Annotated in this window: 12 protein-coding genes; 10 read left to right on the top strand and 2 right to left on the bottom strand. The window is 47.7% G+C overall.

Annotated features, from left to right (window positions below; all coding sequences use genetic code 11):
• Positions 1–64: 64 nt before the first annotated feature.
• The 3 genes from BM210_RS23510 to BM210_RS23500 all read left to right on the top strand — a co-directional run bounded on the left by BM210_RS23510 (position 65) and on the right by BM210_RS23500 (position 2,765).
• The gene (locus BM210_RS23510; protein WP_091174316.1) at positions 65–1,717 is read left to right on the top strand and encodes a glutamine--tRNA ligase/YqeY domain fusion protein; all 1,653 of its coding nucleotides are present in this window, start codon (positions 65–67) and stop codon (positions 1,715–1,717) included.
• A 152-nt stretch (positions 1,718–1,869) separates the two neighbouring features.
• A complete protein-coding gene (locus BM210_RS23505) occupies positions 1,870–2,385 on the top strand; it encodes a ChbG/HpnK family deacetylase (RefSeq protein ID WP_091174175.1) in 516 nt (171 codons plus the stop codon).
• On the top strand, positions 2,346–2,765 hold the full coding sequence (locus BM210_RS23500; RefSeq protein WP_371263526.1) for a ChbG/HpnK family deacetylase: 420 nt from the start codon (positions 2,346–2,348) through the stop codon (positions 2,763–2,765). The genes BM210_RS23505 and BM210_RS23500 overlap by 40 nt, the downstream gene beginning before the upstream one ends.
• 81 nt (positions 2,766–2,846) lie before the next feature.
• Here BM210_RS23500 and BM210_RS23495 read toward each other — a convergent pair whose 3' ends face one another.
• Complete coding sequence (locus tag BM210_RS23495; protein ID WP_091174171.1) at positions 2,847–3,275, bottom strand: MarR family winged helix-turn-helix transcriptional regulator; 429 nt, start codon at positions 3,273–3,275, stop codon at positions 2,847–2,849.
• 118 nt (positions 3,276–3,393) lie between these two features.
• Between BM210_RS23495 and BM210_RS23490 the strand changes: the two genes are divergently transcribed.
• Positions 3,394–3,981, top strand: a complete 588-nt coding sequence (locus tag BM210_RS23490; protein WP_091174169.1) for an NAD(P)H-dependent oxidoreductase — start codon at positions 3,394–3,396, stop codon at positions 3,979–3,981.
• A 67-nt stretch (positions 3,982–4,048) separates the two neighbouring features.
• Here BM210_RS23490 and BM210_RS23485 read toward each other — a convergent pair whose 3' ends face one another.
• Positions 4,049–5,146, bottom strand: a complete 1,098-nt coding sequence (locus BM210_RS23485; RefSeq protein WP_091174167.1) for a CdaR family transcriptional regulator — start codon at positions 5,144–5,146, stop codon at positions 4,049–4,051.
• A 183-nt stretch (positions 5,147–5,329) separates the two neighbouring features.
• Here BM210_RS23485 and BM210_RS23480 point away from each other — a divergent pair, with 183 nt between their 5' ends.
• From BM210_RS23480 to BM210_RS23455, 6 genes are all read left to right on the top strand, one after another.
• The gene (locus tag BM210_RS23480; RefSeq protein WP_091174163.1) at positions 5,330–6,472 is read left to right on the top strand and encodes a glycerate kinase family protein; all 1,143 of its coding nucleotides are present in this window, start codon (positions 5,330–5,332) and stop codon (positions 6,470–6,472) included.
• 203 nt (positions 6,473–6,675) lie between these two features.
• A complete protein-coding gene (cls, locus tag BM210_RS23475; RefSeq protein WP_091174160.1) occupies positions 6,676–8,163 on the top strand; it encodes a cardiolipin synthase in 1,488 nt (495 codons plus the stop codon).
• Between the two features lie 99 nt (positions 8,164–8,262).
• On the top strand, positions 8,263–8,946 hold the full coding sequence (locus BM210_RS23470; RefSeq protein WP_091174158.1) for a serine/threonine protein kinase: 684 nt from the start codon (positions 8,263–8,265) through the stop codon (positions 8,944–8,946).
• A 95-nt stretch (positions 8,947–9,041) separates the two neighbouring features.
• A complete protein-coding gene (locus BM210_RS23465; RefSeq protein WP_091174154.1) occupies positions 9,042–9,506 on the top strand; it encodes a Dps family protein in 465 nt (154 codons plus the stop codon).
• Between the two features lie 160 nt (positions 9,507–9,666).
• Positions 9,667–10,806: a glycoside hydrolase family 88 protein gene (locus BM210_RS23460; RefSeq protein ID WP_091174151.1), complete on the top strand. Its 1,140-nt coding sequence runs from the start codon at positions 9,667–9,669 to the stop codon at positions 10,804–10,806.
• Positions 10,807–10,881: 75 nt separating this feature from the next.
• Positions 10,882–12,147: a PQQ-dependent sugar dehydrogenase gene (locus BM210_RS23455; protein ID WP_256223964.1), complete on the top strand. Its 1,266-nt coding sequence runs from the start codon at positions 10,882–10,884 to the stop codon at positions 12,145–12,147.
• Positions 12,148–12,210 lie beyond the last annotated feature (63 nt).

The following is a 12,210-nucleotide window of genomic DNA, read 5'->3' as shown; positions in this document are numbered from 1 at the left end:
TCGTGGCATTATTGTGTATGATAGGGTATAAAACTAAACTACTGCATGAGAAAGGTTGATTGTATTGGAGAATCCGTCTGTTTCATCCCATTTTATTAAAAACATTGTCATTGACGACTTACAATCCGGTAAAGTCAACCATGTCGTGACACGTTTTCCACCGGAGCCGAACGGTTATTTGCACATCGGACATGCCAAATCGATTTGTCTTAATTTTGAGTTGGCCGACGATTTCAAAGGTCGCACGAACCTTCGTTTTGACGATACGAATCCTCTTAAGGAGGATACTGAATATGTGGAAGCGATCAAGGAGGATGTCCGCTGGCTTGGCTTCGAGTGGGACGGGTTGTTTTTTGCTTCCGATTATTTTGAACAAATGTATGAGCGGGCGGTTCTGCTGATCCGTAAAGGCAAGGCGTATATTGACGACCAATCGGCCGAGGAAATCCGCTTAACCCGCGGAAGCTTGACTCAACCGGGTCAAAACAGTCCGCATCGTGACCGTAGTGTGGAAGAGAACCTGGATCTATTTGCGCGTATGCGGAGTGGCGAATTCAAGGATGGCGATAAAATCTTGCGGGCCAAAATCGATATGAGCTCGCCCAACATCAATTTGCGAGACCCGGCACTGTACCGGATTTCACATACAACCCATCACAATACTGGGGATGCCTGGTGTATTTACCCGATGTATGCCTTTGCCCATCCGATTGAGGATGCGATTGAGGGTATAACCCATTCGATCTGTACGCTGGAATTTGAGGATCAACGTCCGTTCTACGATTGGGTCATTGAGGAATGCGAGATGGAGCATCAACCGAAGCAGTATGAATTCGCGCGGCTCAACATTACGAATACCGTCATGAGCAAAAGATTCCTGAAGCAACTGGTCGATGAGTCGATTGTAGATGGCTGGGATGATCCGCGTATGCCTACGATCAGCGGACTGCGGCGCAAAGGTTATACATCGGAGGCGATTCGCAACTTTGTGCGCGAAGCGGGTGTAGCCAAAAGCAACAGCACGGTTGATGAGCGGATGCTGGAGCATTTTATCCGCGAGGATCTTAAGCTTAAATCGCCAAGAACGATGGCTGTGCTGCGGCCGCTTAAGGTGATTATCACGAACTATCCGGAAGGACAGGTCGAGATGCTTGAAGCGGAAAACAATTCGGAGAATCCGGAGATGGGCAATCGTGAGATTCCGTTTTCACGTGAGATTTATATCGAGCAGGACGATTTTATGGAGACGCCGCCGAACAAATATTTCCGGCTGTTTCCCGGTAATGAAGTGCGCTTGAAAAATGCTTATTTTATCAAGTGCCACGATTTTGTTAAGGATGAGCAAGGCAATGTGACGGAAATTCATTGCACCTATGATGTTGAGACGAAAAGCGGCAGCGGGTTTACTGGACGTAAGGTAAAGGGGACGATCCATTGGGTTGAAGCCAGCCAGGCGATTCCTACCGAGTTCCGTCTATATGAGCCGCTCATTCTGGATGAGGAAAAAGGCGACAGTGATTCGTTCATGGATTATATCAATCCGAACTCCCTGGAAGTGCTCCAAGGTTTTGTAGAGCCGAATATGAGCTCGGCGCAGCCGCAGGACAAATTCCAATTTTTCCGTCATGGTTACTTTAATGTCGATACCAAACGCTCGGAGCCAGGCAAGCCTGTGTTTAACCGGATTGTATCGCTTAAAAGCTCGTTCGTTGTTTAGGATGGGTGAAACCAGAGCCGGAACAAGCTTAAGAATGATCTGAGACTAGTACCGGCGGTCCCGTTTGGTAGGGGAGCAAACACAACTTTGTGTTTGCTCCCCTATTGTTGTCTGAAGGCTGTTAGGGATTACATGGATGAGGAGGAGAGAAATTGATCGAAAAATGGGGAAATGCATTAGAAGATCGGCTATTAATCATTAATGCGGACGACTTTGGACTTACAAAAGGGACCAACGACGCCATCATTCATTTGTTTGAGCAAGGTGCGATAACATCTGCCTCTATTATGATGCCGTGTTCGGCTGCTAGAGAAGCCGCGATGTATAGTGTTCGGAAAGGCTATAGCCATATAAGGATTCATCTTACTTTGACAAGCCAAAACACGAATCCGCTTAAGCCTGTATTTCAAGAGAGCGCCATGAAAAGTTTAACCACTCAGGAAGGATGCTTTCACCACGAAGCCTCATACCTAGAACAAAATGCTGATCCTGAGGAGGTTAGCATCGAATTGGATGCTCAAATTCAAAAGGCAATTTCATTAGGGATCGATCCCACTCATCTGGATAGCCACGCAGGAAGCATTATGGGAATCTCCGGCGGTCGTGATTTCCTGGAATTAACTTTGATTTGTGCGAAAAATATCGGCTCCCGTTTAACTTGCCATTAAGAATCTTAGAGCAACCGTATTTCAATAGCGAGCAGAAAGACATGTTTAAGAAAAGAATAGATTCTGCGAAAAGTCGTGGCATTTTGTTGATTGATGATCTGATAAGTCTTCCGTATTGCCTTAACCCATTAGAGGAATATGCAGATATGAAAAGGCAGCTTATCGCAATGATTACAAAGGTCAAACGGGGAATAACCCAGTTAACCACACATCCCTCCATGACCACAGATGAACTCCAGGCTATAACGCCGCATTATCGTGAAAGAGAAATGGAATATCGTTTATTTAACGATCCTGAAATTAAACAGCTGCTGCAAAGAGAGGGCATAAAGCTAGTATCTTGGTCAAACATTCGAGACTTGCAGAGAAGCATTTCATAAGTATTGTTTATAAACAGGAACCTAACAGTGAAGGAAAGCATGATACAACTTTGCGGTGCTTCACGAATATGTCCGCTATGGTTAATAAAAGACCTTGGTGTGAAGAAGATCGAGTGCCTGCTCGATTTCTCCCAGCTCTTCTTCGGAAATATCTCGAAGGCGCTCGACGAATCGAGATTCAATTTGCTCAAAAACTTCATTCATCATGGCGTCCCCTCTTGCCGATAGTCGAATGAATTGCTTGCGCCGATCGTCGGCATCGGTAATTTTTTCGCATAATCCTTTTTCGCTTAACTTTCGTAGCTCACGGCTCGTATTCGGCATGGACATATGCATGCATTCACTGATGTCACTTAGTGTAGAAGGCTGACTTACTGCAATGTATTCTAGAATCTTATATTGAACAGTCGTGATCGTTTCGGATTTCACATCTTTGGTCATTTCATTCGATATTTGATGAACGGCGGCTGTAAAGGCCACAAATTTTTGGAATACTGCATTCTTGTCCACACAATCACCTCTATTGACAACATAGCAAATTAATTATCAAATAACAATTATCATTTGACAACTAAATTTTATGTGTGTTACCCTTTTGTTATCAAATGATAAGTAAAGGGGCAGTAAAATGAAATTACTCATTATTTATACACATCCAAATCATCAAAGCTTAAGTTATGCATTTTTACAGGAGGTCATCAGGGGCAGCCAAGAGAATGTTAAAATTGAAGAAATACAGATATCGGATTTATATAAGGATAGCTTTAACCCGGTTTTGGTTTTTAATGAGAACAAGCGAAGGAGAGACATGCATAACGACCCAGAGCTTGCTCTATACAGGGATCAGCTTCAATGGGCCGACACCATTGTTTTCGTATATCCGATTTGGTGGGGGCGTCCGCCGGCTATGCTTTTGGGATATATAGATCAGATGTTTGCTTCGGGATTTGCGTATAAGGATACGGGCGGACTTTTGCCGGAGGGACTTTTAAAGGGGAAGTCGGTTGTTTGTATCTCCACTATGAAAGGACCTGCCCATTACCCGTTCATATGGCTGAATAACGCCCATAAAATCTTAATGCGAAAAGCGTTGTTTCACTACGTAGGTATTAAAAAAGTAAAGTTCTTTGAATTCGGCAGCATGGAGAGTCCGCGGGGACGGCATAAGGAGAAGCTAAACAAGATATATCGATATTTCAAAACGGCAGAACGTTGACGGACGAATCGTGTCAACAGCAAGCAGCATCAAATAGACAGTCGGTTCTCAGAAATAATCAACAAGGTTATTCCTTGATTTGCATCGGATCGTAGATCCATATAGCCATTTGCAGTGCTGTGGCGTCCTGAAAGCTCTGAGGATCGTATCCGGTCAGCTCCTTGATCCGCTTAAGCCGGTAGATCAAGGTATTTCTGTGCACGAATAATGCCTGGGCGGCTTCTTGGATATTCAGATTGCAGTCAAAAAAAACTTGCAGCGTTCGAACCGATTGCTCGGATATGTCCGGGAAAATCCGGTTCACAAACCGCTGTTTCGTGGCATCATCTGAGGCATGAACAATGGTTTGCGGCTCCAGACCCGCATAGCTATTCCATGGAGCGGCAGGACTGCCATACCGCAGAGCCGCTTCGGCTTCTTGATAAGCAATGTGAACCGAAGCGAGCTCTGTTACCTGCAAAGAGCAGCCAATTTGATAAGGGAGTCCGGACTGCTGCAATTCGGCAGCGATACGCTCCAGTTTGGCAATCCTGCGCGATTCTTCACACTTGGAGAGCAGAATAAACAGCCGATGCGTGTCGAATACGCCGACCAGTGCTTGTGTGCCACCAAGCCGATCCTCGATGGCTGCGGCTAACGGATCATTATAGGACAAAGTAAGCTCCGTTCGAATGATCATTACATAAAAGGGTGGCTCCAACTGCAGGCGCAGGAGCTGTAAACGCTCGTCCACTTTACGGGAATCGAAATCTGCTTGAATTAACGCCTCAATGACGATTTCTTTCGTGCGATTGCGCCATTCCTTCTCCGATAGCAAGAAAGCTTGATTCAGCATTAATTCTGTCGTCATTGTGACCAGTGCACCAAGCTCGGACACCTCCTCAGGTTGTCCTGTAATGCCAATAACCCCAACGATTTGCTGGTGAAACAGCACAGGTATATTGATTCCGCACTGGCTGCCTTTCCACAGATCCTTATTTGCCTCATTAATCAATAACGGTTTCCCGGAACGGATGGCCTCGATGGCTCCAGCATGTCGCTCCCCAAGTCGTGAACGGTCGCCGGAAGCGATAATTCGCCCATCTGTATCCATCATATTAATGTTCCGATGCAGCCTCTCCATCGTCTCGCGGACTATATGCTCAGCCATTTCCCGAGTTAGCAATGTCCCAACCTCCCTTTGCACAAAAAACAGCCTGGAATTGAAGCTATTTTTATCCTTTATAACTGAATAATTCTAGTTTCTGATCCCTTATAATGAGATAAAGAGCAAGCAGTTGAAACTCAAGTCTTAGTATCTGATACATGTATTATAAACGAATACACATATAGGAAGGTGGATTATTCATTGAAAATTATTATTGCCCCTGATTCGTTCAAAGGCAGCATTAGCGCGAGTAACGCTGCCCAAGCGATAGAACGCGGCATAAAACGATTTATGCCGCAAGCACAAACTGTCCTCGTACCGGTAGCTGATGGAGGGGAGGGGACGCTTGATTGCCTTATAGCCGCTGTAGGTGGTGTAAAGTTGTCGGCTTCTGTAACCGGTCCGCTCGGAGCTCCTGTGACTGCCGAGTATGGATTATTGGAGCCTGATCAAACGGCTGTAATCGAAATGGCTACAGCCTCGGGACTTTATTTGATCCCTTCAGCGGAGAGGAATCCGCTGCTGGCGACAACCTATGGTACCGGTGAGCTGATTCGTCATGCACTTGATGCCGGATGCCGCAGCTTTCTGCTGGCACTTGGCGGCAGCGCTACGAATGATGGCGGTGCCGGTATGCTGCAAGCTTTGGGCATGCGGCTGCTGGACTCTGCAGGCAATTCTGTAGGCTTTGGCGGTGGTGCTCTGGATCGGATCGCTATGATCGATGATAGTGGCTGGGACCCGAGAATTGCGGAATCCCGTTTTTTGATTGCGTCCGATGTGCAGAATCCGTTTATCGGTCCTAACGGTGCTTCCCGCGTATTTGGTCCACAAAAAGGCGCCACACCCGAAATGGTTGAACAGTTGGAGCTTAATCTGAGCGCATGGGCCGACTTGATTGCAGTTAAAACCGGCAAGCGTGTACATGAGCTGCCAGGGGCTGGAGCTGCTGGCGGTATTAGCGGCGCGTTCCTTGCATTTTTTCCTGCCTCGATCAAAAGGGGTATCGACATCGTTATCGAGTATTCGCATCTGAACGATCATTTACAAGCAGCCGATTTGGTCATTACCGGTGAGGGCCAAATTGATTTCCAAACCGCTTCCGGCAAAACGCCGATGGGCATCGCGCAGGAAGCGCAAAAATTCGGCGTTCCGACCATTTGTTTGGCAGGCTCGGTAGGCAAAGGGATTGAGGCCTTATATGAGGTCGGTATAACGAGCGTACACAGCATCGTCACTGGACCCATGAGCCTGCAGGAAGCGATGAGTCGTGCATCTGAATTATTGGAGCTAACCGCAGAGCAAGTCATTCGTTCCTTCCATGCGTCTGCATCACGGCAATAGCAGCAACTTCCCTAAGGATCAACTAGCAGCGATAGGCTGCATGCTTTCATTCAAACAAAGGGAGCTTAAGGACGCAAGTCCTTAAGCTCCCTTTTTGTTAACCGTTGATCTGCAGGAAGACCCTATCATTCCCAAAATCGGCCGCCTTTCGTTTTCCAACAACAGGTATGGTATCTTTAGAAGAGTATAGTCGCTTAAGACTTATGATGGGGGTGCGCTGGTTGCCATTTATAGAAGATTGGGTCGTTCCTGTATGGAAATTTATAAATAACTGGATCCCTGTTATTAACCTATTATTTGCTGCAGTCATTATTTTTCTGGAAAGACGCAATGTGGGCGTTACCTGGGCGTGGCTCATGCTGCTGCTGCTGTTGCCGTTGGTTGGCTGTATTATTTATATTTTTATTGGTCAAAACCTCGCGCGCCAAAAGGTATACAGAATGAAACCGAGAATGGAGCGCAGGGTTCGAGAGGAACTGGAGGACCAGAAAGTAGCCATTGAGAATGGAACGTACCTGTACCATGATCCTGTGGTGCCGAACTTCCGTCATTTAATCTATATGAATCTGCTCAGCAGCGTTTCCCCCTTGACCCAAAACAATGAGGTCACCCTGCTGACCGATGGTAAACGCAAGTTTGAGATGCTGCTGGACAAAATTGATCAGGCCCAGCAGCATATCCACCTGCTTTATTATAAAGTCGGGAATGACGATACCGGACGGCGGCTAATTGAAGCGTTGACGCGCAAAGCAAAAGAAGGTGTCGAGGTGCGGCTGTTGTATGACGATATCGGATCGCTCGACATCAGTCGCAAGCTGCTGTTTCCTCTACGTGAAGCGGGGGGGATGGTGTATTCTTTTTTTCCTTCCAAAATTCCTTACCTGAACTTTCGGTTCAACTACCGGAATCATCGTAAAATCGTGATCGTGGATGGAAAGATCGGTTTTATCGGCGGTTTTAACATTGGAGATGAGTATTTGGGTTTGAATAAAAAGATTGGTTACTGGCGGGACACCCATTTGATGATTTACGGAGATGCGGTGCATCGGCTGCAAATTCAATTTATGCGTGACTGGGAAGTTGCTTCTAACGAGTCTCTAACCTTCGAGCCTGTGCTTTTCCCGGAGATGAAAGACGTGGCACGCACTGCGGTTCAGGTTGTATCCAGTGGTCCCAATTCAGATAAGCAGCAGATCAAGAATGGCTATATCAAGATGATCTTTCAGGCGCAAAAACGTATTTATGTGCAAACGCCTTATTTTGTTCCTGATGAGGGTATGCTGAATGCGCTGCGGATCGCGGCACTATCAGGTATCGATGTACGCATTATGATCCCGAAAAAAGGAGACCATCGATTGGTCCAATGGGCATCCTATGCGCATATCGGAGATTTACTGCGTGCGGGCGCCAAATGCTATATGTATGAAAAGGGATTTTTACATGCCAAAACGATTGTTGTGGATGGGGAAGCAGCGGCAGTGGGGACCGCCAACATGGACAATCGCAGCTTTGAGCTCAATTTTGAAATTACCGCCTTCTTATACGGAACGGATGTAGCCTCAAGGCTGGAAGCTACGTTTGAGCAGGATATGCAGGACTGCAAGTTGATGACCTGCGAAAGCTATGATTGTCGGAATAAACTTATCCGCGCTGTAGAATCCGTCGCCAGATTGTTGTCGCCGATTTTGTGAAATTTGGATATGGATATGGTTATGAAAAGGAATAATAAGGGAATAGCTGAACAATGAAACCATTGAGTATGGATTCGTAGAAGGGAGGAATTGTCGCCCATGATAAAGGAATTGGTTGAGCACATAGAGCGGGGGTTATTACCACATCTGCAGATTGAAAGTGTGAACCCGTTAAATCCTGTTGTTGTACGTCGGGTTCCGCCTTCATGGGTTTTGCTTGGCGCCGGTAATTATGCGGCTGTCGTGACACATCCCGATTTTGAGGAATGGGTAGTCAAGGTGTATGCACCCGGGCGCCAGGGCATTGAGGAAGAGGCCGAGGTATACCGTAGGCTGGGCTCGCATCCTGCCTTCTCTGAATGTCTTCACGTGGGAGAGCGGTATTTGGTATTGAAGCGCTTGAGGGGCTTCACCTTTTATACCTGCCTGCTGCGCGGTATCCATATTCCAAAGCAGGCAGTCACCGATATCGATGCGGCGCTGAGTTATGCCCGTGAACGCGGCTTGCATCCGCATGATGTTCATGGCAAAAACGTAATGCTTGAGCAGGGTCGGGGTAAAGTTGTGGATGTGTCGGATTTCCTGAAGGAGGATCCCTGCATGATGTGGGATGATGTCAAGACCGCCTATCACCGGTTTTATTTTCCCGTCTTTCATAAGCTTCCCATCCCGGAGCGGCTTCTCAACATGATTAGAAAAAGCTATCGATGGCTGGGTAAGAGCAGTCGATATCGAACAGGCTTGGGAAAGGCACATAGCGCGCGGGAAAACAGGGAACACTAGCAATGTGCGTTTCAAATGGGGTTTTTAAGGTTATATAAGAAGAGGGAGTTCATCAGTCCAGTAATTACATAAACTATTAGAGGAGAGTGGCAATTATGGCTAATGCAGTAAAAGCTCCAGCGAATCAATTGGAAAAAGTGTTGAATCATCAGGTGGCGAACTTTGGTGTGCTGTATATCAAATTGCACAACTTCCATTGGTACGTTAAAGGACCGAATTTTTTCACTCTGCATATTAAACTGGAAGAGCTATATAATGAAACTACGCTGCATTTTGATGCGATCGCAGAGCGGTTGCTCACCTTACACGGTCAGCCGCTAGCGACAATGGCCGGATTCTTGAAGGAGTCTGACATTAAAGAAGCACAAGGCACTGAGAAGGCAGAAGATATGGTCCGTGCCGTCGTTGCTGACTTCAAGCTGATCAACGAACAGTTGAAGGAAGGGATGGAGATCGCGGAGAAATCCGGTGATGAAACAACCGGAGATTTGCTGCTATCGATTCATGCCAGCTTGGAGAAGCACACCTGGATGCTGGAAGCCTTCCTGGGTAATTCATAATAAGCATAGCGAGATGATGATTGGAGGGCACTGCTGCTGGCAGTGCTCTTTTGCATGCTCCGTGTACGTCCAGATGGACGTAGGATGCATGTTTGCGATTGCACAGAGCAGCGTTTACAATGAAACTAAATCATAGACAAATTAGGGAGGTGGCAGGAGGATGACAGGAACTGAGCATCAGCAGCCGGAATGGGTACAGGAAGCATGGAGCCAGACTGTACATAAAGTGAAGAGAACGAGCAAACGGATTGGGGACGGATTTCCGCATGCAAGTGTGGATGGTATATACAAGCTAGAGCCTGCTTCCTGGTGGACAGCTGGATTTTGGCCGGGATTGCTGTGGCTGGTTTACCGTGATACGAAGGATGAGGCTCTGAAGTCGCTTGCTGAATCCTGCGAGCAGCAGCTGGATCAGGTGATTGCTGATTATTACAAGCTTGACCACGATATCGGATTCATGTGGACATTGACAAGTCTGGCCCGCTACAAGCTGCTTGGGGCTGAGGATTCTAAACGTCGTGCCCTGCTAGCTGCCAATTTGCTAGCTGCCCGTTTTAATGTGCAGGGTGATTATATTCGCGCTTGGAATCCATGGCGTGAAGGTGAGCAAAATGCGGGTTGGGCTATTATCGACTGCATGATGAACCTTCCTTTACTGCATTGGGCGTCATCCGTGACGGGTGACCCTCGGTTCAAGCATGTTGCGGTACGTCACGCCAATATGACGCTCGAGCACTTTATACGTCCAGACGGCTCGGTTAATCATATTGTTATCTTTGATCCCGAGACAGGCGAGAAGCTCGAAGTAAAGGGTGGACAAGGTTATGCGCCCGATTCCGGGTGGTCACGCGGAACGGCTTGGGCGATTTATGGGATGAGCCTGAGCTATCGGTATACAGCTGATGAGAATTACTTGAATGCTGCCAAACGTGCCGCACATTTTTTTCTGGCTAATTTACCGGAAGACCATGTTCCTCATTGGGATTTCCGTCTGCCCGAAGGCGTGCCAGCCTATCGTGATACTTCTGCTGGTGCTTGCGCTGCCTGCGGCCTGCTGCTGCTGGCTGATCAGGTGGGTGGGCAGGAGTCAGCGCTTTACCGTAAAGCAGGAGAGCGAATCCTCCACTCGCTGTATGTGAATTACGGAGCATGGGATTCGGAAATGGAAGAAGGACTTATTGTACAAGGGACCTCACATTTCCCTGAGGGAAAAAACATCGACGTGCCGCTTATATACGGCGACTATTATTTTGCGGAGAGTATAGCTAGATTGGCAGGGCAGCGCGAGCTGTTCTGGTAAGCCTAACTATTCCGTACTGTTAAGCTGGGTAAGCTGCTCTGATGTCTTATTCCTAACATATACGGGGGATGATGAATGATGAACGGAATCATTAGATTGAATGTATGGATGATCACGACTGCGATGTCTATGATGCTTACAGCAGCTACGGGCTGCAGTGACGACTCCGTTCATACGGAGCCTAGTTCGTCAGCCGTGACGGCCCCGTCTGTACCTGCTGCTGGAACGGGGAGCGGTGCGGGTTCCACAACATCGCAGCACAAACCGGAATCGCAATCTGAAGCCATTGCGAATAAAAGCATTCCCTATACACAGGAGGTATTGGCTTCCAAGCTAAATGTGCCTTGGGATATGGATATCGCACCGGATGGCCGGATCTTCTTTACGGAACGTGGAGGGCTCGTCCGAGTTATCGATAAAGGTAAGCTGGTGGAGCAACCTGTTTATCGATTCGAAACACCTTTTCTCCAGGAAGGGGAGTCGGGGCTGCTCGGGCTAGCGATTGATCCAGATTTTACGAATAATCATGCGATGTATGTCTACCACACCTACGAGGAAAGTGGGGAAACCCGTAATCAGGTGCTGCGTATGATCGAAAGCGATAATCAGCTGAAGCTGGACAAAGTCATTATAGACAAGCTGCCTGGTGCTAGAACGCATGATGGAGGACGAGTCAAGATAGGCCCAGACGGTCTGCTGTATATTACAAGCGGGGATGCAGGTAAATCTTCGATTGCTCAGGATGTTAGCCAGTTCGGTGGCAAAATATTACGCATCCACACAGACGGCTCTATTCCTCAGGATAATCCGTTTCCAGATTCCCCCGTGTACTCGCTGGGTCATCGCAATCCCCAAGGACTGGCTTGGCATCCGGTTACAGGTAAGCTATTCAGCACGGAGCATGGACAGTCGGCCCATGACGAGTTTAATTTGATCGTGCCAGGAGCCAACTATGGCTGGCCGCTTATGGAGGGCGATGATTCCGAGGTTGCAGTCAAGGACATGAGCAAGCTGGGTCCGGGCACACTCAAGCTGCCTCTTGTGCATAGTGGGAATGAAACCTGGGCGCCATCCGGTATTACTTTTGTGACCAAAGGGCCTTGGAAGGGCAATCTGCTCGCAGCCAACCTGCGTGGAGCCCAACTCCTGCGGGTTGTATTGCACAGTGACCAGCAGTCGATAGGACAGCTGGAGCCTTTGCTCAAGAATGAGCTGGGACGCGTACGCAATGTGATGGAGGGGTCTGACGGCTCGATCTACATCATGACGAATAATCGGGACGGACGCGGTACTCCCGGTGCTGAGGATGACCTGATTATTCGGTTGAAGCCTACCTTCTAGCAATTCAACAGCTGCTAAGTCTGAATAGACAAGCAGCGTCATAGATCTAATGAAACAATGAAC

The sequence above is a fragment of the Paenibacillus sp. 1_12 genome (assembly GCF_900114475.1).
In the GTDB taxonomy this organism is placed as follows: Bacteria; Bacillota; Bacilli; order Paenibacillales; family NBRC-103111; genus Paenibacillus_S.
The sequence above is the reverse complement of the archived record's forward strand: the minus strand, read 5'-3'. Positions and strand labels throughout refer to the sequence as shown.